Here is a 24832-nt window from a genome sequence, read left to right on the forward strand (position 1 = left end):
AATAATGAAAAACAGAAAATATAGATACTACCTAATAGCTTTTGCATCAATGCTGGTTATGGCCTGCAGTACTAAAAAAACGTATAAAATCAGTTCTCCTGAAAAGATCTCTGAATTAACTTTTGAATTAACGCCTTCTGGACAGCCTCAATATAGTTTTTCTTCTAACGGAAAATCGGTTATTGAACCTTCTCTTATGGGATTTGAATTTCAGGGTTTAGCTAAAATGACAGATGGATTTGAAGTCGTTTCGACTGAAGAAAAATCGACAGATGAAACTTGGGAACAGCCTTGGGGCGAATTCAAAAAAGTTAGAGATCATCATAACGAACTTATTGTTCACTTAAAAGAAGCAAAAGGCGAGGAGCGTTTGGTCGATATTATCTTTAGAGTTTTTGATGATGGTGTTGGATTTCGTTATGAATTTCCAAAACAGCCTCATTTAGGAAAAGTGAAAATTTCTAATGAAATAACACAATTTACTTTTAAAGATAATAATGAAGTTTGGTGGATTCCTGTTCATCGTGAAAACAGTTACTACGAAAGTGAATACCGTAAAACGTTAATGAGTAAAACAGATACGATCAATACTCCGGCAACTTTTGAAACCAAAGACAAATTATATGTCGCTATTCACGAAGCGAACTTAACAGATTTTGCCTCAATGACGCTTTTAAAAGCTACAGACAAGCAATATAAAAGTGATTTGGTGCCATGGGCAGATGGTGTAAAAGTATATGCAGAAACACCTTTTAAAACACCCTGGAGAACTATTGTGGTTGGGAAGAATCCTGGACAAGTAGCAACTTCGACCATTATGCTGAATCTAAATGAGCCTTCAAAAATTGAAGATTTATCTTGGATCACACCTTCAAAATACATTGGAATATGGTGGGGAATGCACTTAGAAAAATATACTTGGGGACAAGGCCCAAAACACGGTGCAACAACCAAAAACACAAAAGAATATATTGATTTTGCTGCGAAAAATGGTTTTGACGGAGTTTTGGTTGAAGGATGGAATGAAGGTTGGGATGGCGACTGGACTGCAGATGGTTCTGCATTTAGTTTTGTAAAAGCGTATCCAGACTTTAATTTGGAAGAAATTACCAAATACGCTGCTGTAAAAAATGTTCGTTTAATAGGGCATCACGAAACGGCTGGTGCTACTAAAAACTATGAGAACCAGCTGGAAGAGGCTTTCAAACTGTATCAAAAAATGGGTGTGAATTCGGTTAAAACGGGTTATGTAAATAAATATTTGGATAAAAAAGAATGGCATGACAGCCAGTATGGAGCACGTCATTACAGAAAAGTAATCGAAACTGCGGCTAAATATCATATCATGATCGATAACCACGAACCAATGAAAGGAACGGGGTTACAGCGTACGTATCCAAACTTTATGTCACAAGAAGGTGGAAGAGGACAAGAATATAATGCATGGTCTGTAGATGGAGGAAATACACCAGAGCATTTAACAACTTTGCCATTTACCAGAATGCTTTCTGGACCGTTTGATTACACACCAGGGAATTTCAATTTTGATTATAAAACGCCTTCTGGGGCAAAAGTGCAGACGACTTTGGCTAATCAATTGGCCTTGTATGTAATTATTTTCAGCCCACTGCAAATGGCATCTGATTTACCTGAAAACTATGAAGGAAAACCAGAATTTCAATTCGTAAAAGATGTGCCTTGTACTTGGTCGGATACTAAAGTTTTAGATTCTAAAATTGGAGAATACACTACAATTGCCCGTAAAGATTGGGATGAGAAAAATTGGTACTTAGGATCAATCACAAATAGAAATGCAAGAGACTTAAAAGTAGCCTTGTCATTTTTAGACAAAAACAAAGAATACGAAGCAGAAATCTACGCAGATGGAGAAGGGGCAAATTATAAAACCAATCCATATCCAGTTACAATCTCTAAGCAAAAAGTAAACAACAAAACTGTTTTAAATATCAAATTGGCAGCTGGAGGAGGAACAGCAGTAAAATTCACTCCAATCGAAAAATAGTTTTTTAAGATTCTAAGTTTCTAAGATGCTGAGATTCTAAGCTTCTGAGATTCTAAATTTATAAAGTTTTATTTTGAGTTAAGTAAGTTTAAGTTTGGTAATAAACCTGATAGCTGGAGAGTTATCGGGTTTATTTTTTTTGTTTCAGGTTTCAGGTTTCAGGTTTCAGGTTGGAGATACTTTGAGCATGATTTTACCGCAAAGAACGCAAAGTTTTTTCGCAAAGTTCGCAGAGATTTTTTAAGATTGCAATGTTCGCAAAGTTTTTTGATGAAATTTTAATCTCGCAAAGACGCAAAGTCGCAAAGAATATAAAAAACTTTGCGACTTTGCGTCTTTGCGAGAATATTCTATTCAGCTAAAAAAAACTTTGCGAACTTTGCGTAAATCTTTGCGCTCTTTGCGGTTAAAAAAAACTCAGAGCTTTTTTCCGTACAGCTTTGTATTTAAACTTTGCGACTTTGCGCCTCTGCGAGAATATTCCATTCAGCTAAAAAAAACTTTGCGAACTTTGCGTAAATCTTTGCGGTTAAAAAAACTCAGAACCTTTATCTAGTAACTTTAACATGCTTACCGAAAGTGTAAACCGCTGTTATAGTTGGTCCGTTATATCCCCATTTTAAGAAACCGTTTAATCGGTCTTGAATCGTATCTATTCTAAAGTTCAAACCAGTATAACCTGCAGTAAGGCTAAAGTTATCTACAACATTATATAAAACCGATAAATTGTAGCTTATGATTCGGCCATCGGTTTCATCAATTTTTACGGCAAGATAATTTACGTTGGCATATAAACCCCAGCGTTTTCCGAGAACAAATTCGCCCCAAATTCCAACGTCTGGCAGTGGCGCAGTAAAATCAAAAGTATCACGATATTCTACACTTTGTGTATTAGCTTCTAATTTTAATCCTAAATCTGCGAAAAGAACATGCGCCCCAATCAATAGACCAGCTTGATATTTAGGTTTAGATAAAATAGCATACCCATAAGCAATTCTAGCAATCTGTACATTAAAAGTACCTTGAACCCTTCCGTCCAATGGGTAAGTATGATCTCCGAAATTAATATCTCTTTGCAACGTTTTTGTTGCAGTTCTGTCTAATACAAAATATTCAAAACCTAATCGAGACCTTTTGGATATGCGCCAATCAAATGTTCCTAAAAAGGATACAGTTGATTTAGAAAATCCTAAATCATTTTCAAGATCAATCTCAGTTCCTATATTTCCGTTGTTGCCTTCAACTTTAACTTGCGTGTTATTTACAGGAAAAAAAGCGCCGGCAGTAACTTTAAAGCGTCTATTGTGCCAGGGCAGATCATCTACAGTACTATCTTGAAAATCGTCTTTTTCAGTTTTAAAAGTTGTTAAGCTATCCTCTTTACTGGCTTCAGCAACAGTTTGAGCGGTTAACGGAATCCAAAGGAGCATCATTACCAAAAAAATAAATAATTGTTTCATCAGATTAATTTTTAAGTTTTTATTAGGCAATATTTAACATTTAAAGTTAGTAAAAATAATCGTTCATTTTTCTTTTTTTGACCGAATTATTTTAGTGAATGAATTTTATATCAGTAAAATAAGGATTTGTTTTAAAAATAGTTGACATGTCAATCTTTTTTGTAATTTTGCATCATGGAAAAAAAACATACCGATAAAGAAAGTTTTTCAAATTTTTGGAAAGAAGAAATATCAGATAGTTTCTTCTTTCAGATTCATCGTATCAAACGTGCAATTTTCAGACGTACCAATGCGTTAATGAATGAAGCCGGAATTACATTACAGCTAGAACAGTTGCCATTGTTGATGATTTTGCATCATAAAAGTCTTTCGCAGAGAGAATTGTCAGATAAAACAATGCGAGACAAATCGTCTATTTTAAGAAGTATATCAGCACTTGAAAAAAAGAATCTTGTTGAGGTTGTAAAAGATAAAATAGACAAACGTAAAAATATTGTAAGTCTTACAGATGAAGGAATTTCGCTAGCAAAAAATATTCGCTTGCTGATGAAAAGGGCAGAAGAAGAAGTAATGTCTGTTTTTTCTCCAAAAGAAAGAATTGAAGCGTTGAATGCGGTACGATCTTATGCAGACAAGTTAGAAACTCTTTAATTTTTTTTGAATTTTAAAAGTTGATATGTCAACTGATTTTTGAATAATTATTTTGAATAAATGAAAAAAAATGAATTATTAGAAGGGCCAATCCTTTCTTCATTATTAAAATTAGCCGTTCCGATTATGATTGCTAATTTATTACAAGCCGCATATCAGTTGGTAGATGCTTTTTGGGTTGGGCGTCTGGGCGGTGATGCCGTTGCGGCGGTCTCAATAAGCACGCCTGTAATATTTTTAACCATTGCTTTAGGAACTGGATTGGCTATTGCGGGTTCTATTTTAATTGCTCAATATTTTGGAGCCGGAAATCAAAAAATGGTCAATCACGTGGCAGCACAGACTTTATCTATGGTGATTATTGTCTCTGTTTTTCTGTCAATTATAGGATATATTTTGAGTCCATACTTTTTATACCTACTAAAGGTAGAGCCTACGGTTTATGTAGATGCTTTAGGTTTTATGAGAGTAGCTTTTGTGGGGCTTGTTTTTAGTTTCGGATTTATGATTTTTCAGTCTATAATGCGAGGTGTAGGCCGCGTAACGTTGCCTGTTTATATTGTTCTCGGAACTGTTATCTTGAATTTTGCCTTAGATCCGCTGTTTATTTACGGATGGAAATTTATTCCAGCTTTAGGCGTAAAAGGGGCGGCTTTGGCAACTTTATTTACACAGCTTCTGGCTATTATAATTGGATTTGCCATTTTGTTTAGAGGAAAACACGGAATCCATCTTCGCATTTCCGATTTTAAACCTGATTATAAACATATCAAAAGAGCGTTTGAGATTGGTTTTCCGTCTTCAATTGAGCAGTCAATGCGTGCTTTGGGAATGATGGCGATCACATTTTTGATTGTCCGTTTTGGTACATTAACGGTTGCTTCTTATGGTGCGGGTTCCAATTTGATTCAGCTTATTTTAATTCCGGCTTTGGGTTTATCAATGGCGATTGCAACTCTTGTTGGGCAAAATATTGGAGCTGGAAATGTTGATCGTGCTGCTGAAATTTCAAAATTGGGAGCCTATCTTGGTTTCGGATTATTGACTGGTCTCGGAATCATTGCTTTTATTTTTGCACCGTATCTAATCGCATTTTTTGTTCCAAATGATCAAGCCGTTATTGAAGGTGGAACGGAGTTATTGAGAATTACTTGTCTCTCTTGGGGATTTTTAGGCATACAGCTTTGTTTAACTGGTGTTTTTCGTGCTGTTGGAAATACAAAATTGCCTATGATTCTAACTTTGGTTTCGCAATGGGTAATTCAGTTTCCGCTGGCTTTTATTTTGTCTCATAATACTTCTTTGGGTAAAATTGGAATCTGGTGGGCTTTCCCGATTGCTTCTGTTGTAACGGCTTTAATTACGATTGTCATATACGTAAAAGGCGATTGGAAAAAAGAAAGACTTACGGGTAAAACCAATAAACTGATTGATAAAGTGGAAAGCGAAATTGTGAAGGAAGGGTTTGATATTTCTAAGTAAGGTTCTGAGGTGCTAAGATGCTAAGATACTAAGATACTAAGATGCTAAGATACTAAGGTTCTAAGTTTTTTTCTAGCGAAATCAAATTCTGGCATACTGTAGAGATGAACTGCAGTGCATCTAACCAAAGATTGGCAGATTACGGATATCCTGTGTTTTAGGCGCACAGCAGTGCTTCTCTACTGAAAATCTTTTGCGATTAGCAAAATCAGATTTCTGTATCAGAAAACTTCTTTTTACAAAATACAAATACCTATAAAACCTTTGTCTCTTTGCAACTTTGTCCCTTTGCAACCAAAAATTGGCAGAAATTTATTGTCGATTGGGTTTATTGTGGCTAAATGTTTCGGGAGGTTGTTTTGAAACCGTGATTGCGTGAGGGATGGGAATAAGCTGCCGAAGCAGCATGGACAGCCCGACAGCATTATGAAAAAAGGGCGAATATGCGTTGCTATTATTTGCCCTTTTTTTATAATGGTGGCACGCCCAGATTATTTTTCTTTTTAATTTTGTAAATATATTTTTATGAAAGGCAAGATAAATTTTAAGTATATTAGAACCTTAATATCTTAAAATCTCAGAACCTTAGCACCTTTTAAAGATGACCAAAAATCTAAAACGTTATTTCATAAAATCTTTTATAGTATTAGCCTTAATTCATTTAGCTTACTTTTTATACGGTTATTTTACTTTTAAAGGACTAAAGAATATTAATACCTACACGGAGTTTTACCGATTCAAATTTTACGATGACGTTTCGATTTCGCACTTTTTTGTAAGTGGTTTGTTTTTGCTTTTCTTTTTGATTTTTTTGATTCGAAATCATTCTAGAGAAGGTTATAAAGGAGGGAATCTACTTAAAATCGCGGGTTGTTTACTTTTTATTTCATTTCTGACTTTTTCGTTTTTTATTAGCTATAGTTTCGGAATGAATGCTAAACTGAAATCAGAATTGTCTGAAAATGATTTTAATAATGACAAAAAACTGATCAATGTCTTAAATCCGTTTTTATACGCATACACTTCCTATAGTTCTGAAAAACTATTTAATTATGAGAATATTTTATATCCAAAACCTTATCCGGTAATTAAGGAAGACGATACAATTGTACCTGGCGAATTTCCGATTATAGAAACCAATTATTATAGCATTGATACCATAAAAGCTTTAACGAGCACTTTTGATAAAACGAAAAGTAAAGCGGATAGTATTTTTGATATTATTGGTTTTGATAAAGAGGAATTGCACAAAAGAGTGATCTCAAAAAGAATTGTGGGAGATAGCACAGAAATTATTTTTAAGAGTGTGTCGGTGCGTCCAGAACATGATGAAGATATTTGTATTTTCTTAGAAAATAAGTCTTTATTTAATCCTGTAAAAGGAGATTCTGTAGATAAGCAAAAATATAATGCAGCTGTAGATCGCTATAAATTGCTCTATAATGCTAAAAAAGATTCGGTAACGTATACTTTTCAAAGATTAGATACACTTTTAAGAAAATACAATATAGAAACAAACCTGATTCCGAAGTTACTGACTCAAGATGTATATCACTATAGAGATAATCAAAATGAACCGCTTAATGGAATTAGAAATAATTTTAATAGAAAGGCTTTAGCAGAAAAATTTAAAACACTAGATAAATTATTTTACGAGCCAAACTATTTACATCCCAATATCGCTGCAATCTATTTTGCTGTAATTTTGGTAGTTGGCGTATTGCTGTCTCTATTTTATCTTATTTTTAATAAAAAGAAAGTTCAATAACAATTTCAAAAATCAATAGCAATAACAATGGCAAAAGTCAATGTCAAAATTCAATGGCAATGGTAAAAATCAATGTCAATGGTAAAATTCAATAATTAATTTTAAAAATTAAAAATTGATATTATTATTGAACTTTGCTATTGTAATTGCTATTGACTTTTGCCATTGTTATTATTAAACCCTATGATAATCTGCTTTCCAGTGCACAATTGCTTTTTTGATTGCATCGCCTGTTAAGCTATTTTTTAAAGTATCTTCAACAAGCGGAACCAATTCGTTATCTGGTGCAAAACGTAAGGCAAAAATCTGATCGTCTGTAAGTTTGTATTCAAATTCTTCGAATCTTTTGCCTGTCAAGGTAAAATAGCGGTAGCGCATTTCTAAGCGTACAATTCTGTTTTGTAGTGTCAATGCATAATGTTGGCGCAGCATATAAGCGAGTGCAAAAAGAAACACAAAAGCCACGCTGATAAATGTCCATATTAAATGATCTTCTGTCGTAATGGCCAAATAAATACTGGCAGCCAAGAACAAAATTAAAATGGGATAATATATAAAATGATGCGGTGTATAAAACCGTATATGATTATAATAGGTCTGAATTTTCATGTTTTTATCTTTTAATGGTAGCCTATAAAAACAAAACTACTCTATATTTCTATAGAGTAGCTTTTTCCCAAAAATAAACTAACATAACCAATGTTCTCTTTATAGACTAAACTTTTTACAGTTTGCTTTGTCAATTTTAATAAGAAGAAAGCCTTTCCATTTCGTTCATTAAATCTTCACTATGGCTTATTTTTCTTTGATGTAAAATTAGATTGAGAGTGGATGATTTTTGTTATACTTTAAAGCGAAAAAGTTACATGATTTCAATATTTGCATTTTAATTGTATAAAATGCTGGTGTTTATAATAAGGTTTTAATGATATTCCATTCGTTTAATTTATCCTGAAAAGTCTTGCCAGCATTGGCCGGACTAGTTGATGGAAGTGTGAATGTTTTATATTCTTTTGTTAAGTGAACATATTTTTTAAAAAACGCGGCTGCTTTTTGCCCGTTAAAAAGAATACTTTCTATTTGAGGATGTGTTTCCAAAAAATCTTCAAAGTCATTTGCTATTTCGTTTTTAATCGCACTGTCCAAACTTCCAACTCGATCGCAAAATTGTAAGACATCCCAAAGCGCAATATTGTTTTTGATTAATAAGTTTTTTCGCGTTTCGTAATCAGTAGAAAACTCTTCTCCTAGAATCTGAAACATAAACTTCCAAAAGTTATTCTGATTATGACCATAATACTGATTCAGCTCTAAAGATTTTGTTCCAGGCATTGTGCCTAAAATGAGAATTTTAGAAGAGGGAGAACTAATAGGGGCAAAGGAAAAACTTTTCATGCTGGATAAATAGATATGTTAAAATAAACATTTATAAGGAATTATAAAACAAAACCAAAAAATTATATAACATTTTTGGCTTGTCTTTAAACGAACTTTGAATTTCAGATTTCTAGAAAATAATCTTTTTAGCAAATTATAATTTTAAATCCGGCAAACCATGAAAATAGTTACTATAAATACAGAAAAAACTCAAAATATATTTGATGAACTTCAGACTAGTTTTGGCGGAAAAGTGAATTTTGATTTAGACGAATATGCACTTGAAGTAGAAAACAGTTTTGCAGAAGGTTCTATTATTGGAGCTTCCTTTAATGATAATATCTCTTATGTTCAGTTTGATATGACATTTTCTGCAGATGTGAGATTGGATTTTTTAAATGTAAAATCGTCGCCTATTTATTTTGCTTATTGTTCTAAAGGAAACCTTTCGCACAGTTTTGGATTAAATGGTGAGGAACGAAAATTAAAAACTTTTCAAACCGCAATTGTAACATCAAAACAAAACCAGGATAATGTTCTCTTTTTTGAAAAAGGTAAAAAAACAAAACTTACTTTAATTATTGTTGGTACTCAAATTGATGCTGCAAGTCAAACTCATTCTTTAAATCAGCAGGTAAAAGATACTTTTTTTGAAAATAATCAAGTAACAGATTTCTTTTATATTGGTTCGTATAATTTGCAGATTGCAGAAAAAATAGAGCAGCTTAATTCCATCACACAAAAAGGAATTGTAAGAAATTTGCTGAAAGAAGGCATCATGAGAATTATTTTGGCAATGGAAATCCAACAGCATTCAGATGATTTGCATGCTTTTGCAAATGAATCAAACGGATTAACTTTAAGAGAAATGGAAGAAATAAAAGAACTGTCAGAGTTTATTAAAACAAGTCCAGAAGAGGCATTTTCTATTAAGGCCTTAAGTAAAAGATCTGGTTTGTCTCCAAATAAACTTCAAGAGGGTTTCAAAATGATTCATAATCGTACAGTAAACGATTACATCACACACATGCGTGTTCTAAAAGCCGAAATTCTAATTAGAACATCTGATTTAAATATTTCAGAAATTGTATACTGCATTGGTTTCACCAGCAGAAGCTATTTCTCTAAAATATTCAAACAAAAATTCAACTGCAGCCCAAAAGAATATAAGTTTAATTTGAATTCGTTGGCTATTACGGCCTAACGGCCGGAGTTGCTAAGGTTCTGAGATGCTAAGATTCTAAGTTTTTTTTTTGAGAAAACTTATATTTCACCATCTTAAAAATAAATACTGTCGTTAGCTTAAAAGCATAATATATTTAAGTTGCTAAGTTTCTAAGCATTTTTAAGGAAAACTTAGAACCTCAGAATCTTAGCAACTTAGCCTCTCAAAAAAATACTGTCGCTAGCTCTAAAGCACAATATATTTTAAGTTGCTAAGGTTCTGAGTTACTAAGATTCTAAGTTTTTTTTTAAAGGAAAACTTAGATCCTTAGAATCTTAATAACTTAGCCTCTCAAAAAGATAAACGCTAAGGTTCTAAAATTCTATAGTTTGAAAAAAAAACTTAGAATCTTAGAACCTTAGTTTCTTAGTATATAAAAAAAAACATATATTTGTATAATTAGTTATATAATTGATTATTTATTATGGAATTTTTTGATAAAGTTGGAAAAGCGGCATTAGGAAGCCGTTTGCGTTTAATGACTGCAGTTGTTACAGATGATGCTGCCAAAATATATGAATTGTATGGGGTTGAATTTGTACCGAAATGGTTTCCTGTATTTTATACTTTGGCAGAAGAACGCGAAATTACCATTACTGAAATTGCTAATGAAATTGGACATTCTCAGCCTTCTGTCAGTAAAATTATTCAGGAAATGATTGGTGCTGGGTTGATTGAAGAAAGCGCAAAAACTGAGGATAAGAGAAAGAATAATGTCGTTCTTACTGAAAAAGGAATTTTGATTTCGAAGAAAATCAAACAGCAGCTAGAAGATATTGATGTTGCAATTGAAGGAATAATTGCGGAAAGCAAACATAATCTGTGGGCTGCACTGGAAGAATGGGAGTTTTTGTTGGAGCAAAAATCTTTAATTAAAAGAGTTAGTGAACAAAAGAAAAAGAGAGAAAGCAAAGATGTAAAAATTGTAGAATATAAATCAGAATATCAGGAAGCCTTTAGAGCGTTAAATGTAGAATGGATTTCAACTTATTTCGAAATGGAAGAAGCCGATTATAAAGCGCTCGATAATCCTGAAGAATATATTCTGAAAAAAGGAGGAAAAATTCTTGTGGCTCTGGATGAAAATGAACCTGTAGGTGTCTGCGCTTTAATTAAAATGAATAATTCGGAATATGATTTTGAGATGGCAAAAATGGCTGTTTCTCCAAAAGCGCAAGGAAAAAATATAGGTTGGCTTCTTGGTCAAGCAATATTAAATTCTGCAAAAGAGTTGGGAGCAAAAAATATATATTTAGAAAGTAATACAGTTCTAAAGCCCGCAATAAATCTCTATTATAAATTAGGTTTTGAGAAAGTGTTTGGTCTAGAAACGCCTTATAAGCGTTGTAATATTCAAATGGAGTTGGTGCTTGGTTAAGTTACTAAGGTTCTAAGATGCTAAGACTCTAAGAAAAAAACTTAGCAACTTAGTATCTTAGAACCTTAGCATCTTTTTTTATCTTCCAAATCTATAATAATCTAAATCTGTATTTTTTTTGTTATTAAGTGAATCCAAGATCGAATTCATTCCAATGACGCTAAAAGTGATTCCGTTACCTCCGAAACCCAAAATGTAATGTTCGTTTTTTCTCGGATTAGGTTTTCCGAAATAGGGAAGACCGTCTTTGGTTTCTCCAAAAGTGCCTGCCCAGGAATAATCAATTTTAAAATTTAAATCAGGGAATCTTTTAAAGAATTGCTTTAAAAGATAGGTTTCTTTTTTAGGAAGCAATTTATCTCGTTTCGTTGCGTCTTTAAAATCCTCATCTCCTCCGCCCATTATGATGCGATTATCATCTGTAGTTCTAATGTAATGATAAGGAGATGCTGTGTCCCAAAAAATAGTGTTTTTAAAATTCTCTGGAAGATCAGACTGACTTTCAGAAGTGATAACGTAAGTGCTTTTTAAATCCACCACTTTTTCTTTTAGCATTTCTGTGCTTTCGTAACCTGTGCAATGTATGATATGATCTGCTGTAATAGAACATTTATTGTCAGTGGTTGCAATAATTTTGCCTTTTTGATGCTGAATAGAAGCGATATTGGTTCGGTCAAAAATCTGCATTCCTTTTTCATGGCAATGAAACAGAAGATCGGTTGCCAATTTAAACGGATCCATAACAGCAGCGGTTTTAGATTCTACGCCAGCAATTGCATTCAATCCCATTTTTTGCAATTCAGATCTGCTTAACCAGCTGATTTCGAAACCATGCTGTTTCCTAGCTTTAAATTCATTTTTTAGATAAGGAACATCTTTTTTTAGTGTAGTAAAATAGACGCTTTTTTTAAACTCAAAACCACAATCGCATCCCACAGTATCAATTATATTTCGAAGATCGAAAATGGCTTTTTTTCCATTTTGATAACTGTCTATGGCACATCTAGCGCCACGTAGTTTTATGAGTTGATGCAAAGGAACATCAATTTCATATTGCAATAAGGCTGTACTGCCAGAAGTGCTTCCGCCACAGACATCTCTGCGGTCTACAAGAATAATTTTTTTTCCTTCATTTAATAATTTGTATGCTGTTAAAGCTCCTGTTATGCCTCCACCAATAATCAAAATGTCGGTGTGGATATCAGAATCTATTGAAGGATAACTTTGTTTTATGGCATTTTTTAATGGCCAATACGTTTCAGTAGAGCTCAATTTCATTTTTTGGTTATTTTTTTAGAAGTGTTTTTGGTAGTTTTTTTAATAGTATCTGGTTTACTTTTTTTTGCTTTTTTGCGACTATGAACTTCTTCTGCTTCGGCAATAGAATGCGATGTTCTAATCGTTTTGTCTTTTTTTGCCAACTGGCTTAAGTGATGGTAATATTTCTGAATAATCTTCATCTCTTCCTCGGTCATATTTTCGACATCAACAAGACTATTACTCGATAAATCATTGGATGCCACTAGCTCGTTTAATTTTAACTGAATGGCAAGAGAATCTTTATTTTGTGCTTTTTGAATCAAAAAAACCATTAAAAAAGTGATAATCGTTGTGCCTGTATTGATTACCAATTGCCAAGTTTCAGAATAATCGAAAATTGGCCCTGAAATAGCCCAGGCAATAACAAGAAATAGAGCTCCAATAAAAGCTGGTGTGCTTCCAGCGGCTTTAGAAACTTTTGAAGCAAACTTCTCGAATGAACTGTTTTTATGCTGAGATTTTGAATTCATTTCTATTTTGTTTTGGATTTGCTAACTTTTTCTTTTCGAATTACCTTATTGTTTTTTTCATCGTAAACAGCCGGATTAATTTCTTGTCCTGTTTTACTGAATATTTTAATTTTTGGAGCGTCGTGTGTTCCAGTAATTACAATTGGAAAACCTATAATTCCGAAAAGCGGAAGTCCTAAACGCATTCTTAAATCCAGAAGTCCGTCAAAGCTTGTAGTTCCTTTAATAGTGGGCCTAAAACTAGCTACGCTAAAGGTAAATGGCTCAATATTTATAAGATTCTTATCTATAGTCGATTTGATTTCAATTCCTTTCATGTCAGGATTGTTCAAACCATTTTGTCCTGTTTTAGAACTAATTCCGTCAAAAAGTTTCAGACCCTTAATTTGAACATCACGTAAATTAATGGTTCCTCCGCCATGCATAGATTCATAAATAGGCCCCATATTTCCGTTTAAATCTCCTTTTACTTTATAGTCAACAGAGATTATTCCGTGCGCTTTTTCAGCGGCGGTAACCATATCATGAAACATCGGGATTTCTTTGTAAGCTCGTTGTACATCAAAGTCTTTTGCTGTAAAATGAGCATCAAAATGGGCAGAAATCGGAGACTCGTCTTTATACAATGCATTAATCCCTAAAACACAGTCAATGATATTAAAGGTAATATTTTCTAAGTAAAATCCTTCTTTTTTTACACCTATTTTTCCATTTAGTTTGTTAAATGTCAATTTATTGAATTCTATTTTGTCTGCATTTGCATTTAAAGTGACATTTAGGTTTTCTGGAATAATGACCACGCCGCTCATTTTCGGATGATCTTCTTTAGCATATTCAACTTCTAGGTTTCGATCTTTATTTTCGCCTTCTTCAAGCGCCATAAATTCATCTACATTAATCAATTTTGATTTTAAGTTGAAATTGCCGCTCAAAGTCCCTTTTGATTCTAAGAAATAATTGATGGTATTGAGCAGATAACCGTTGATGTCAAAATCGGATTTTCCATACGAAGCATTGAATTTTTCAAACCACATTTTTTCATTCTGAAAACGGAAATTCCCTTGTTTGATATAGAAAGCTTTCGGAAATAATTCTGAAGTTGCTTTTATGTTTTTTAGCAGTAATGTTCCTCTGTTGTCCAGTTTATCGTACTGACCCGTCGTAGCATAACTTTGTTTTCCTTTTAACGAAAGATCTGCTTTGGCGTAGCCTGTTAAGTCAAGCCCTTTTTGAGAGAAAACCTGATAGATTCTGCCTACATTCAGTTCGCCTTTAATTTTGGCATTATAAGCCAAATCGCTAAAATCGGATAAAGTGGCATTGACATAAACCGGATTTCCTTCAAAAACAAAAGAAAAAGGCGCTACAGCAACAATCAAATCCTCATAAGTTCCCGCTTTATTCAGCATATTAGCTATAAAAGTGATATTGGTAATAGGATTGGGATAATATTTTGTTTTAAGCCAGCCGTTTCGCAATGAAATGCCTCCAATCGTTTTTGGAAATAATTTTTTTGTTGTGCTAAAAACGCCTCGAGCCTTAATATCGGTTTTTAGAATTCCTTTCAAATCCATATTTTCCAATCCTAAAGCAGCATCAACAACAGCAAGGTCTAAAGCGCCTTTCACGCTTGCATTAATCGACATTTCGCTTAAACCTTTGCTGTGAAGATAAGCACTAAAATAATCTTTTTCGCCCACTTTAAATTTTAAGGTTCTCAAATTAACCAGCAATTGTTCCGTATCTAAAGATGGAAGCATAGCATTTAGATCCATTTGGAAATCGGTTAAAGGAACTGGCGCATTTTTATAATTTACCGAGCCTTCATTAATTTTTAAATTGAAAGCTAAGTTTGGTTTTTGTTTTTTCTGAACGTTATAGTTTCCTTTAAAAGTGAGCAGTAAATCACTACGTCCTGAAATCTCTGTTCTTTCCAGCCACGTTAAATATTCGGGTGGCATTACAGACAATAAATCTTTTACCGTTGTATTCTCTGAAGCCGCTTTAATATTGATTTTATACCCATCTCTTAAAATGGAAAAAAGACCAGTAAACTTTAAAGGGAGTTTATTGATATGAAGTTCATTTTTTTGTAAAATAAAAGTAAGTGCGTGTGTATTGATTCGGGTAATTAAATCGGCACTGACTTTTTTCTTTCTTAAGTAGCCAGTTCGATCATAATAAAAATCCAGTTCGTCAATTTTAGCATCGGTTGCCAAGTCAAAAATATCTTCGCTCAAATTTCCTTTTCCGATATAATTAAAGCCTTTTGCATCAACTAGAATCTTTGCCGAACGGTCGTTATATTTTACGTGGCAGTTTTGTAAATCGATGCGTTCCAATCGAATTGCTGTTCCTTCTTCTGGAGCATTCGGATCTTCTTTTTTGTTTCGATCTTCGGGTGCTACATAAATATTATAATTGGCTTGACCTTTTGTGTTGACCATTACATTTATTAAAGCATCGGAAACATACAGTTTATTGATTTTAACTTCGTTGTCAAAAAGTAGCCTTTTGATATCAATTCCAAATGCAACCTGATCGGCTCTTAATAAAGTATCATTGCTGAAAGGTTTAGATCCTGTTAACGATAAATCGTCTAGCGAAACAGTCAATGATGGAAAATGCGTAAAAAAGGAAAGTTTAGATTTTGTAAATTCCAATTTCGTATCCAGACGTTCGTTCGCAATTTTCTTCACTTCCGAAGCAATTTTTCCAGGAAATAGCAACGGAATGATAAACAGCAAAAACAAAATTACCGCAATCGTAATTCCAGTAATTTTTAAAACTTTTAAGGCGGTATGTTTGAATTGACTTGGCATATAGTTTTAATTGTGAATTGTGAATTTTGATATACTAGGCTTTTCAAAATATTTGTCCTCCTGAGCCAAGTCGAAGGACACGTCCTAAGAACGCAAAGAATAGATTAAACATGCGATCCTTCGACTTCGCTCAGGAAGACATAAAATGAGAATTGGAATTTGGAGTTTAAAAATTTGGAATTTAATTTTTAGTTTCTGCCTTTTTAGCGTCTTCCTGTTTTTGCTTTTCTTCTTTCTCTTTTTGCTCCTTTTCTTTGGCAGCTTTTTCTTCTTTCTCTTTTTTAGCTTCTTCTTGCTTTTCTTTCTTTTCCTCTTGTTTCTCTTTTCTTTCTTCTTGTTTCTCTTTTTTCTCTTTTTCTTTTTTCTTGAAATAGCCTCTAAATAGGAAATTGCTTTTTGCCGCTTCCATATTTTCACTGAAACCTTTTGTACCTGTTTCTAGATTAGAAAGCGTATTCGAAACGCTGTTAGCCATTTTATCATCTTTGACCAATCTTGCTAAAGCGCCGTTTCCGTTGTTCATGCTGTGGCTAAAAATGGCTATTTCGTCTGAAATCACACCTATATTATCGACGCTTTTCTTAACGCTTTTCATTATATCGTGCATTTCAATTCCGTCAACAGAAGCAATCTGCCCGTTGTCTTCAATCTCTTTTTGGGATTTAGCACCTGGAGAAATGGTTAAAACTTTATCGCCCATTAAACCATCTGAACCAATACTGGCCGTGGCGTCCGTTTTAATGAATTTTCGAACTTCTTCTTTCATGACCAAAACAACTCGTACTGTCGAGTCATTTTTTAACTGAATTTGTTCTACTGTTCCAACATTAATTCCAGAAAAGCGAACATTATTTCCGACTTCTAAACCGCTTACAGTTTTAAACTGAGAACTAATATGAAAGGTTGAACCAAAAAGATTTTGCTGTTTTCCGATAAAATATACGGCCATTATAAAAAGCAGTAAACCTATCGTTACAAACATTCCTAATTTCCAAGTATATCCAGATTCCTTTTCCATGATTTCTATTATTTTATTTTGCTTTATTCAAAAAATGAGCGTACCCATTCGTCTTCGTCTTTTTCTAATTCTTCGTATGTTCCTTCGGCGTGAATAACTCCTTCTTTTAAAACTACAATTCGATCGGCGGTCATTTTTGCGCAGGCCATATCGTGAGTAATAATGATGGAAGAAGTTTTTTGTTTGTGTTTAATATCCAAGATCAATTCGCTGATTTCTCTTGAAGTTATCGTGTCCAAACCTGTTGTGGGTTCATCGTACAAAATAATTTCTGGTTTTAAGATTAGCGTGCGCGCCAAACCAATTCTTTTTTTCATACCGCCCGAAAGTTCAGAAGGCATTTTGTCAACGGCATCGGCTAGTCCTACACTTTCTAATGCTTCCATTACTTCATTATCAACTTCTTCTTGGCTTAAATCGCGTTTGTGTTTGGTCAAGGTAAAAGCGAGATTTTCTCTAACGGACATCGAATCGTAAAGTGCCCCGCTTTGGAACAAAAATCCGATTCGGACTCTAATTTCATTCAGCTCGCTTTTTGAAATATTAAGAACGTTTTCATCAAAAACTTTGATTTCGCCTTTGTCTGGCTCAATCAATCCAACGATACATTTTATCGTGACTGATTTTCCAGAGCCTGAACGTCCTAAAACCACTAAATCTTCGCCTTTATTCAAAGTAAGATTTACTCCCTTTAAAACGGCATTATCTTTTCCAAAAGTTTTATGAAGATCTTTAATCTCGATAATGGGAGTTTTATCTTTCTCTTTTGTTTTGGGTTCTTTATGTAGTTTTTCTTTCATCATTTTAAAAGAATAAGTCGGTTATTTGTACAGCAACCATATCAATAATAAAAATGCTCAACGACGCTGTTACAACAGCAGAATTGGCAGCCTGACCCACACTTTCTGTTCCGTTAGAAGCATTAAAACCTTTGTAACAGCCAATCATTCCTATAAAAAATCCAAAAAAGAAAGTTTTAATAGTGGCTGGAAAGAGATCTAAGAATTCTAAGGATTGAATGATCTGAGTTAAAAATCTATAGAAGTTGACATCGCCATGAATGTTAATGCCTACATAACCGCCAATGATTCCGACAGCATCTGCAAAAAACACTAAAAGCGGAACCATCAAAGTGCAGGCTAGCACTCTTGTTACCACTAAATAGTTATACGGATTAACGGCAGAAACTTCCATAGCATCAATCTGTTCGGTTACTTTCATTGATCCTAATTCGGCTCCAATTCCAGATGAAATTTTTCCGGCACAAATCAATGCAGTAATTACGGGTGCAATTTCTCTTATCAGCGAAAGCGCCACCATTCCAGGAAGCCAAGATTCTGCACCAAATTTTACCAACGTCGGACGCGATTGCAGGGTAAGTACCAATCCCATTATAAAACCGGTAATTGCTACCAATGGCAGAGATTTGTATCCTATAACATAACATTGTTTTAGAAACTCCTTGGTCTCATAGGGCGGAATAAAAACCTCCTTAAAAAACCTTTTGGCGAATAAGGTGGTCTCTCCAATTTCGGCGAATGTATTTTTAATAGCAACGATCAAAATGTTTTGGTTTTAATGTGAATGATGTGAAATGAAAATCAATTATTTAACACTTTTTTCAAATCATTAAATTATATAGGAAAGTTAGCTCAATACTTGTTAAAATATATTACACAACTTTTCATCAGCCTTATATAATTTTCATAAGCTCACAATAATTAAAGCACTTTGACGTTAGTGTCCGCAAACAAAAAATCCCTTTCATTAAGAAAGGGATTTTCAGGGTTTAAAAATGAAGTATTTGGTTAGCTCCAGTATTTTTTCTTATAAATTTATAGCAATGCCGCTTCTTGATTTTTGTATCGGAATAACACGCGATTGTGACATGGCTAGTTTTTCCATTAATAATCTTGCAGTTAAGTAACAAACCGTCGATTCTGCACCTTGGTTTAAGTTTACATTGTGTTTCTCAAGTCCGTCATAACCCCCGCCGCTTACAGGATTATACATAATCTGATTTAAATGATTTTTACCTAAAAACCAGTTAAACGCCGCTTTCATTTTCTTTTTATATTCTGGTGTTTTAAAGGCATTATAAAATGCATTTAAAGTTTGAATTGTGTAAGTAACATCAATGGGCTGTTCACCATATTGATCAGGCTCTGAACCTTTATGATGCCAGCTTTGGTTAGAAATGGCTTTAAAGTTTCCATCGACAAATGTTTTAGAAATTAAGAAGTCTAATGAATCTAGTGCTACTTTTTTATACACTGGTTTATTGGTAATTAAATAAGCATACAACATTGATTCTGGTAGAGTTCCGTTTCCGTAAGTCAGATAATTTTCAAACCATTGCCAATCTTCTGTTGCGGTATCTTCATAGTTAGCCAAAAGTTTAGCATTCAATTTATTGATGATTGCGGCAACGTATAAATTAGGAACTGTAGTATGGTACAAATACAAACCTTTTGTTGCAAAACCAATAGAACGTGGCGACTGAATAGTTTCGGTCCATTTTAAAGAGTTCAATAAACATTTTGTTGCTTTTTTGGTAATAGCTTCAGGAAGAATGTCTGACATAGAGACTACAGTTCCCAGTGCCCAAATGGCTCTTGCATTAGAATCTTCTAAATTTACTTCAGCATTTTGCTCTACATGTTCGCGGTTTTCCTGATCAACATAATTGATAAAGTCTCCTTTTGGTTTTTGACAACGTTGAATAAAATCTAAGTATATTAAAATATAAGCTAGATCGTCTTTGTCCTGAGTTTGTTTGTAATGCATACAGAACGCAATTAAAGCTCTTGCATTATCATCTAAAGTATATCCTGAATCTAAATCTGGAATAGAAATTTTACTGAACTGAATAATTCCTAATTCTGTAGTTAGTTTTTTGATATGTTTTAACTGAATAGGAGGATAGCTGTATTTTATTTCTGACGGATTTTTGATCAGGTTTTTATACGTATTCATATGAGTTATTGCAGCATTTTCCCAAGAAGAGGCACGCATTTTTGTAAAAGAATTGATGCCCATTTCATGTCTCAAATTCTCATCGCCGATCAATTTAATTGCGGCCTCAGCAAACTGATCGACATTTCCAATATCAACTAAAATACCAGAATCTGGAGTTAATACTTCTTTGGTATGCGGAATTTTGGAAGCTACAATCGGACATGCGCAACTCATTGCATAAGCAAAAGTGCCGCTTACTGCCTGATTCGGGTCTTTGGATGTAAACATATAAATATCTGTTGCTTGTAGATATTCTAAAAGCGCATCTGTATCTAAATATTGATTGACAAAACGAACATTATCCTGAAGGTTCAATTCTTTTACTATGCCTTCTAATTTGTCTCTGTAAGTATCGACACCGTCTTTTATTAAATTGGGGTGTGTTTTTCCGATAATTAGATATAGAGCATTTGGAGCCTTTTCGATAATTTTTGGTAGAGCCTGTAAGCCTGTTTCTATATTTTTACCTTCACCCAAAAGGCCGAAAGTTGAAAGTACTAATCTGTCCTGAATATTTAATTTTTCTTTTGCCTTTTCTGGAGTTTCATATATTACAATATGGGTTCCGTGCGGCACGCAAGTAATTATTTCTTCATCAATTTCATAGTCTTTAATTAGAATTTCTTTAGATTTATTAGTCATTACAAAAACCGAATTACTGTAGCTCAACAATAGCTTTACGAATGTTCTCAATTCGTCATTCGGATTCGGAATTACACTATGAAAAGTATAAGTAACAGGGGCTTTAATAACATTTAAAAAGTCTAAAAGATCATCTCCGTAATTTCCTGAAAACAAACCAAATTCATGCTGAATATGAACTAGTTTCACAGCTTCATCCTTATTGATTTCTTCTGCTACTTTAGCATATTCTGCTTTATTTTTTGTGTTTAAGGTATAGGCCTGTGTCGGATGCTCCTTTGGTTCATTAACCAGTTCGCATATTTCACATTTTATAGATTTACCGTAAACGTCTGTAATTCCTTTTATGGTATCTTGCGTATAAGTTGCTATGCCGCATTGTGTTGGCGGAAAAGTAGATAAAAAAACTATTTTTGATTTATTTGATATTGTCTTCATGAGAATTCTTTTTTAGCTCGGTTAATAACTCGTTCAGGTTCAAGGAGGCTACCGCAATCTTATCATCGGCAGCGCCATAGTAAATATATAGTTGGCCGTCAAAAATGGCTGTTCCTGTCGGGAAAACCACATAATTGACATAACCATGTCTTTCATAATATTCAGAAGGAGTAATAATGGGTTTAGGCAGTCGTGCTATAACTTTTGAAGGATCTTCTAAATCCAGTAAAACAGCGGCGGCATGATAAACCAATCCTTTTTCTCTTCTTTCGGCAGCATGATAAATTAAAAGCCAGCCATCTGCTGTTTCTATTGGCGGGGCTCCTGGACCAATATGACTTGTTTCGTGATCATATTTAGGTTCCATTACAATGTAATCTGGAAGATTTTTTAAATAGTTTTTCCAAAAATCTTCTGTTAATTCTGATTTCTTTTCAAACGAAAAAATCTGAATCGATGGAAATATGCGATGCAAGGCAACAAATTTTCCATTGAATTTTTTCGGAAAAAGAACTACATTTTTATCCCAAACAAACAGATTCTCTTTCATAGTTTCTGTCAGCGGATAATTTCTTTCGGTATTAAAAGCCAAAATCTTAGCGATACTTGGATTCTGTAAATGCTTACGAATCAAATTTGTAAATTCGTGAAGCATAAATTTTGGCGTTATAATTCCTTTCTTTTTAAAAACTTTTAAATCTTTTGAAACTGCCAATGCAGCACAGGCGTTAATTCCGTCATAAGTAACATAAGTCATGTAAAACCTATCGTCAATCTTGGTAATCCTCGGATCTTCTACACCATGAATTTCATAAATATAATCTGGTACAAAAATGGGCTGTGAATTTCTTTCGACTAAAGTGGTTGGTCCTTCAAAACGGCAGTAACCAATGGTCGAAAAATTCCCTCTTTTTGCAGCTCTGTAAAACATGTGAACAGTATTTTCGTCTTGATAAATTGCAGGATTTAAAACACCTAATTCTTCAAAAGTTCGATCTGTTTTTTCTAAAATGACTCCATGTTTTGTAGCTTCCATCGTTATGGTTAAAAATTTTATCTAAAATTACTTTAGTATAGAAGCGGCAATTAATCCAATCGATCAAAAAATTAACTCAAAAGCATAAACATGGTAATTCTGTAAGGCTTGCAAATAATAGTGAAACTGCTGTGTGCTCTGGCTTTAGTTTAATTTTATAGGGATAACAATTAAGCGTATAGAGTTAATAAGATTTGTAAGAATAAGAGAACTTTGAATCAAACAAAAAAGGCTTATAAAACAGTCATATTAAGAACTTAAAAAATCACTACTATGTTACGTTGGACAGTTATATTTATAATTCTTGCTATTATAGCTGGAATTTTTGGTTTTGGCGGTATTGCTGCTGGAGCTGCAAGCATTGCAAAAGTTTTATTCTTCATTTTTTTAGTCCTGTTTATCATTTCATTAATTACAGGAAGAAGAAAAGTTTAATTTTTTTTTATAAAGGTTCAAAGGTTCAGAGTAGCAAAGTTTTGCCTTTGAGCCTTTGTCACTTTCGACCTTTTTTTTAATGCCATTTTTTATAAAGGTTCAGAGGTTCAAAGTACCAAAGCTTCAAAGTTTTTAACCTTTGGGCCTTTGTCACTTTTTCTAATACCATTTAGCGTAATACTTTCTCGTTATAAAAGCAATTGGTATTCCTACGCAGCAAATTACGATTATAATTGATAATAAAAGGGGAAAGTCTAATTTCTTTTCTGGTAAAACAGGAAATACAATGGGCAGAACAACAAGATTCATGATGACCCAAATAAAGAACCCGTATGAGACTCCCGACAGTAAAGTATTTATTTTAAAAAATGGGATATAAGGGAAAATCTTAAAATAAAACCAGGCAAAAATAAAAGCAATTAAGAAATGAAGTCCTAAACCCACAAAAGTCATTTCTGTACCTGCCGTGTAGGCTTCTTTTTTAAAAATACCGCTTGCAATAGATTGTAAAATTTTTTCTGCTGTTGTTTTATGTAATATTCCTGCATAAATCAAAATAGCGGCAGTGATGTCTAATGTTCCTGCAACTAAACCAGATGAAACAATGGTTCTAACTTTTGATCTCATAAAAATAGTTTTAGTTAAATACTGCTCTATTATTTTTTAATGTATTCGTAAATCGATTGTAACTGATGCGTATGTCTCTGCGTATGTACAATGGCAAAATGAAGCCATTCATAAATGGTGAAATGTTCAAATCCAGGTATTTTAGCGTCCAGACAAGTAAGCGTTAAATCGTATGTTTCTGCCGCTTCAAACAAATCATTTTGTATTTTTTTGATAGAAGTTAACAGAGTGCCTTTTTCGTATTCGATATCTGGGGGCTTTATATTTTCGGGTGATTGGTATTTGGTAGAGAAGTCTAAAAATATAGCGTCTAGAGCTTTTACGTTTTCATCAGGTTCTCTAGTTGTTTTTTCTGTTTTTCCTGCAAAAAGCATAGTCAGACCAGAGCAGGCCAGAATAATATGCTGTGTGGTTTGACCAGCAGTCCAGCTCCCTTCAAACGGAACAATATTGATTTCTTCTTTTGAAAAAGAGGAAACTAAATCATGCAATTTAGTGTAGGTTTCCAGTATGGTATTTTGAATAGCGCTCTTCATTTTTTTTAATTTTAGAAATAGAAAATTCGACAGTTTATGTTTACCGATTGGTTTATTATAAAACCTCAGTACATTATCTGTGAAATTTAATTTATAGAATTAGGGAAACTGGTACTCCTTCAAATATACAATAAAAAATATTAAAACACTAGAAATCAAATATTTGAGAAGTGTTAATTTTTTATGGAAGTGCTTCGCAGAAGTAACCGTGCGAATTTAAAATATCGATAATTTTTGTATTCGAAAAATCGGGTGCGTGAATACGGAGGATTTTGTCGCAATCTTCTAAATCGAAGTTGATCGAGCTGTCTGGATAATGCTCAAGAAGCTTCTCAATGATGATCGAACATTGAGTAGCTTCTTGAACATTTGTTTTAAAAACTTCAATCATAAAGTTTTGGTTGTTAGAGTGCTATGTTTTTATAACGATGTATTCTATGATATGTTACATACGATACAATTAAAACGGCAAAAACGATTAGAGGGAAGAATCCTTGAAAACCGATTCCGTCTACCGCAAAATGACTTATCGAAGCAAAAATAAAATCGAAAGCAAATCCTGCATACGCCCATTCTTTTATTCGTCCCGGAACTTGTGGAATAATTAAAGCTAAAACTCCGAGAATTTTAAATACAACTAATGCATTTCCAAAATACTCTGGATATCCTAGATGTTTGATTCCTTCCTTGGCCAATTCAGTTTGAGAGGTTAAGGCTGGCATAACGCCTTCGAATAGAAAGATTAAAATAGTAGTAGTCCAAAAAATAATTTTTGTTGTTTTCATTGGGTATTTGTTTTAAATGGTTGTTAGTTAATGTATTACAAATATACTATTCTTATTTTTTCATGAAATACCTATTTATGACTATTTTGGGGGCATTTGGGACAAGATTTTGATTTTGGATTTTAGAATGTAGATTTTAGAATATAGAATATAGAATATGGATTTTAGATTGAAAATAGTTCTCGCAAAGGCGCGGAGTCTCAAAGTTTAAAGGTTCAAAGCTACAAAGGGTTACAGGTTTTTAGTGTCTTCCTGAGCGAAGTCGAAGGATCGCATGCTGAATCTATTTAGTGTGCTTAACTGTGCGAGTGCTTCGACTTC

22 protein-coding genes are annotated in these 24832 nt (G+C 33.5%); 7 read left to right on the forward strand and 15 right to left on the reverse strand.

The window, feature by feature from the left end; genetic code table 11:
* Nucleotides 1–4: 4 nt before the first annotated feature.
* On the forward strand, nt 5–2023 hold the full coding sequence (locus AC3Y25_RS20620; protein WP_489904022.1) for a glycoside hydrolase family 97 protein: 2019 nt from the start codon (nt 5–7) through the stop codon (nt 2021–2023).
* Nucleotides 2024–2571: 548 nt separating this feature from the next.
* On the opposite strand, the gene AC3Y25_RS20625 is transcribed toward AC3Y25_RS20620, so the two are convergent.
* On the reverse strand, nt 2572–3483 hold the full coding sequence (locus AC3Y25_RS20625) for a hypothetical protein (protein WP_489904023.1): 912 nt from the start codon (nt 3481–3483) through the stop codon (nt 2572–2574).
* Between the two features lie 174 nt (nt 3484–3657).
* On the opposite strand from AC3Y25_RS20625, the gene AC3Y25_RS20630 reads away from it, so the two are divergent.
* The 3 genes from AC3Y25_RS20630 (at nt 3658) to AC3Y25_RS20640 (ending at nt 7384) form a co-directional block, all read left to right on the forward strand.
* Nucleotides 3658–4134 (forward strand): MarR family winged helix-turn-helix transcriptional regulator, encoded by a 477-nt coding sequence (locus AC3Y25_RS20630; protein WP_427874343.1) that lies wholly within the window; start codon nt 3658–3660, stop codon nt 4132–4134.
* Between the two features lie 60 nt (nt 4135–4194).
* The gene (locus AC3Y25_RS20635; RefSeq protein WP_489904024.1) at nt 4195–5616 is read left to right on the forward strand and encodes an MATE family efflux transporter; all 1422 of its coding nucleotides are present in this window, start codon (nt 4195–4197) and stop codon (nt 5614–5616) included.
* 601 nt (nt 5617–6217) lie between these two features.
* Nucleotides 6218–7384 (forward strand): hypothetical protein, encoded by a 1167-nt coding sequence (locus AC3Y25_RS20640; protein WP_489904025.1) that lies wholly within the window; start codon nt 6218–6220, stop codon nt 7382–7384.
* A 174-nt stretch (nt 7385–7558) separates the two neighbouring features.
* Here AC3Y25_RS20640 and AC3Y25_RS20645 read toward each other — a convergent pair whose 3' ends face one another.
* Together AC3Y25_RS20645 and AC3Y25_RS20650 are read right to left on the reverse strand one after the other, a co-directional pair.
* Nucleotides 7559–7993 carry a DUF6526 family protein gene (locus AC3Y25_RS20645; RefSeq protein WP_489904026.1) on the reverse strand — a complete coding sequence of 145 codons (435 nt, stop codon included), beginning with the start codon at nt 7991–7993 and terminating at the stop codon, nt 7559–7561.
* A gap of 300 nt (nt 7994–8293) precedes the next feature.
* Complete coding sequence (locus AC3Y25_RS20650; protein ID WP_427874339.1) at nt 8294–8779, reverse strand: DNA-deoxyinosine glycosylase; 486 nt, start codon at nt 8777–8779, stop codon at nt 8294–8296.
* Nucleotides 8780–8939: 160 nt separating this feature from the next.
* Between AC3Y25_RS20650 and AC3Y25_RS20655 the strand changes: the two genes are divergently transcribed.
* Nucleotides 8940–9965 carry a helix-turn-helix domain-containing protein gene (locus AC3Y25_RS20655; RefSeq protein ID WP_379801499.1) on the forward strand — a complete coding sequence of 342 codons (1026 nt, stop codon included), beginning with the start codon at nt 8940–8942 and terminating at the stop codon, nt 9963–9965.
* A 445-nt stretch (nt 9966–10410) separates the two neighbouring features.
* On the forward strand, nt 10411–11364 hold the full coding sequence (locus AC3Y25_RS20660) for a bifunctional helix-turn-helix transcriptional regulator/GNAT family N-acetyltransferase (protein WP_489904027.1): 954 nt from the start codon (nt 10411–10413) through the stop codon (nt 11362–11364).
* Nucleotides 11365–11442: 78 nt separating this feature from the next.
* Here the strand turns inward: AC3Y25_RS20660 and AC3Y25_RS20665 are convergent, their stop codons facing one another.
* From AC3Y25_RS20665 to AC3Y25_RS20700, 8 genes are all read right to left on the reverse strand, one after another.
* Complete coding sequence (locus AC3Y25_RS20665; protein WP_489904028.1) at nt 11443–12642, reverse strand: NAD(P)/FAD-dependent oxidoreductase; 1200 nt, start codon at nt 12640–12642, stop codon at nt 11443–11445.
* The gene (locus AC3Y25_RS20670; protein ID WP_489904029.1) at nt 12639–13154 is read right to left on the reverse strand and encodes a low affinity iron permease family protein; all 516 of its coding nucleotides are present in this window, start codon (nt 13152–13154) and stop codon (nt 12639–12641) included. Before AC3Y25_RS20670 ends, AC3Y25_RS20665 begins: the two co-directional genes overlap by 4 nt.
* A 2-nt stretch (nt 13155–13156) precedes the next feature.
* The gene (locus tag AC3Y25_RS20675; protein ID WP_489904030.1) at nt 13157–15976 is read right to left on the reverse strand and encodes an AsmA family protein; all 2820 of its coding nucleotides are present in this window, start codon (nt 15974–15976) and stop codon (nt 13157–13159) included.
* A 181-nt stretch (nt 15977–16157) separates the two neighbouring features.
* The gene (locus AC3Y25_RS20680) at nt 16158–16994 is read right to left on the reverse strand and encodes an MlaD family protein (RefSeq protein ID WP_489904031.1); all 837 of its coding nucleotides are present in this window, start codon (nt 16992–16994) and stop codon (nt 16158–16160) included.
* A 23-nt stretch (nt 16995–17017) separates the two neighbouring features.
* Nucleotides 17018–17794 carry an ABC transporter ATP-binding protein gene (locus tag AC3Y25_RS20685; protein WP_371611641.1) on the reverse strand — a complete coding sequence of 259 codons (777 nt, stop codon included), beginning with the start codon at nt 17792–17794 and terminating at the stop codon, nt 17018–17020.
* A gap of 4 nt (nt 17795–17798) precedes the next feature.
* Entirely contained in the window at nt 17799–18557 is a 759-nt protein-coding gene (locus AC3Y25_RS20690) for an MlaE family ABC transporter permease (RefSeq protein WP_250836507.1), read from the reverse strand.
* Between the two features lie 264 nt (nt 18558–18821).
* Nucleotides 18822–21092, reverse strand: a complete 2271-nt coding sequence (locus AC3Y25_RS20695) for a glycosyltransferase (RefSeq protein ID WP_489904032.1) — start codon at nt 21090–21092, stop codon at nt 18822–18824.
* The gene (locus tag AC3Y25_RS20700; protein ID WP_489904033.1) at nt 21073–22128 is read right to left on the reverse strand and encodes a glycoside hydrolase family 130 protein; all 1056 of its coding nucleotides are present in this window, start codon (nt 22126–22128) and stop codon (nt 21073–21075) included. Before AC3Y25_RS20700 ends, AC3Y25_RS20695 begins: the two co-directional genes overlap by 20 nt.
* Nucleotides 22129–22401: 273 nt before the next feature.
* Between AC3Y25_RS20700 and AC3Y25_RS20705 the strand changes: the two genes are divergently transcribed.
* On the forward strand, nt 22402–22563 hold the full coding sequence (locus tag AC3Y25_RS20705; protein ID WP_008467744.1) for a DUF1328 family protein: 162 nt from the start codon (nt 22402–22404) through the stop codon (nt 22561–22563).
* A gap of 159 nt (nt 22564–22722) precedes the next feature.
* Here AC3Y25_RS20705 and AC3Y25_RS20710 read toward each other — a convergent pair whose 3' ends face one another.
* The 4 genes from AC3Y25_RS20710 to AC3Y25_RS20725 form a co-directional block, all read right to left on the reverse strand.
* Complete coding sequence (locus AC3Y25_RS20710) at nt 22723–23190, reverse strand: DUF1440 domain-containing protein (protein WP_427874330.1); 468 nt, start codon at nt 23188–23190, stop codon at nt 22723–22725.
* Nucleotides 23191–23219: 29 nt separating this feature from the next.
* Nucleotides 23220–23726, reverse strand: a complete 507-nt coding sequence (locus tag AC3Y25_RS20715) for a DinB family protein (RefSeq protein WP_489904034.1) — start codon at nt 23724–23726, stop codon at nt 23220–23222.
* A gap of 181 nt (nt 23727–23907) precedes the next feature.
* Complete coding sequence (locus tag AC3Y25_RS20720; protein ID WP_379801489.1) at nt 23908–24117, reverse strand: hypothetical protein; 210 nt, start codon at nt 24115–24117, stop codon at nt 23908–23910.
* 13 nt (nt 24118–24130) lie between these two features.
* On the reverse strand, nt 24131–24511 hold the full coding sequence (locus AC3Y25_RS20725) for a DoxX family protein (protein ID WP_095931610.1): 381 nt from the start codon (nt 24509–24511) through the stop codon (nt 24131–24133).
* Nucleotides 24512–24832: the final 321 nt, after the last annotated feature.

This window comes from Flavobacterium sp. LK-23, assembly GCF_058135255.1.

Bases quoted from the DNA above. Each gene is read 5' to 3' on its own strand.
- AC3Y25_RS20620 (WP_489904022.1), top strand. From the start codon at position 5: ATGAAAAACAGAAAATATAGATACTACCTAATAGCTTTTGCATCAATG.
- AC3Y25_RS20625 (WP_489904023.1), bottom strand. From the start codon at position 3,483: ATGAAACAATTATTTATTTTTTTGGTAATGATGCTCCTTTGGATTCCG.
- AC3Y25_RS20630 (WP_427874343.1), top strand. From the start codon at position 3,658: ATGGAAAAAAAACATACCGATAAAGAAAGTTTTTCAAATTTTTGGAAA.
- AC3Y25_RS20635 (WP_489904024.1), top strand. From the start codon at position 4,195: ATGAAAAAAAATGAATTATTAGAAGGGCCAATCCTTTCTTCATTATTA.
- AC3Y25_RS20640 (WP_489904025.1), top strand. From the start codon at position 6,218: ATGACCAAAAATCTAAAACGTTATTTCATAAAATCTTTTATAGTATTA.
- AC3Y25_RS20645 (WP_489904026.1), bottom strand. From the start codon at position 7,993: ATGAAAATTCAGACCTATTATAATCATATACGGTTTTATACACCGCAT.
- AC3Y25_RS20650 (WP_427874339.1), bottom strand. From the start codon at position 8,779: ATGAAAAGTTTTTCCTTTGCCCCTATTAGTTCTCCCTCTTCTAAAATT.
- AC3Y25_RS20655 (WP_379801499.1), top strand. From the start codon at position 8,940: ATGAAAATAGTTACTATAAATACAGAAAAAACTCAAAATATATTTGAT.
- AC3Y25_RS20660 (WP_489904027.1), top strand. From the start codon at position 10,411: ATGGAATTTTTTGATAAAGTTGGAAAAGCGGCATTAGGAAGCCGTTTG.
- AC3Y25_RS20665 (WP_489904028.1), bottom strand. From the start codon at position 12,642: ATGAAATTGAGCTCTACTGAAACGTATTGGCCATTAAAAAATGCCATA.
- AC3Y25_RS20670 (WP_489904029.1), bottom strand. From the start codon at position 13,154: ATGAATTCAAAATCTCAGCATAAAAACAGTTCATTCGAGAAGTTTGCT.
- AC3Y25_RS20675 (WP_489904030.1), bottom strand. From the start codon at position 15,976: ATGCCAAGTCAATTCAAACATACCGCCTTAAAAGTTTTAAAAATTACT.
- AC3Y25_RS20680 (WP_489904031.1), bottom strand. From the start codon at position 16,994: ATGGAAAAGGAATCTGGATATACTTGGAAATTAGGAATGTTTGTAACG.
- AC3Y25_RS20685 (WP_371611641.1), bottom strand. From the start codon at position 17,794: ATGAAAGAAAAACTACATAAAGAACCCAAAACAAAAGAGAAAGATAAA.
- AC3Y25_RS20695 (WP_489904032.1), bottom strand. From the start codon at position 21,092: ATGAAGACAATATCAAATAAATCAAAAATAGTTTTTTTATCTACTTTT.
- AC3Y25_RS20700 (WP_489904033.1), bottom strand. From the start codon at position 22,128: ATGGAAGCTACAAAACATGGAGTCATTTTAGAAAAAACAGATCGAACT.
- AC3Y25_RS20705 (WP_008467744.1), top strand. From the start codon at position 22,402: ATGTTACGTTGGACAGTTATATTTATAATTCTTGCTATTATAGCTGGA.
- AC3Y25_RS20710 (WP_427874330.1), bottom strand. From the start codon at position 23,190: ATGAGATCAAAAGTTAGAACCATTGTTTCATCTGGTTTAGTTGCAGGA.
- AC3Y25_RS20715 (WP_489904034.1), bottom strand. From the start codon at position 23,726: ATGAAGAGCGCTATTCAAAATACCATACTGGAAACCTACACTAAATTG.
- AC3Y25_RS20720 (WP_379801489.1), bottom strand. From the start codon at position 24,117: ATGATTGAAGTTTTTAAAACAAATGTTCAAGAAGCTACTCAATGTTCG.
- AC3Y25_RS20725 (WP_095931610.1), bottom strand. From the start codon at position 24,511: ATGAAAACAACAAAAATTATTTTTTGGACTACTACTATTTTAATCTTT.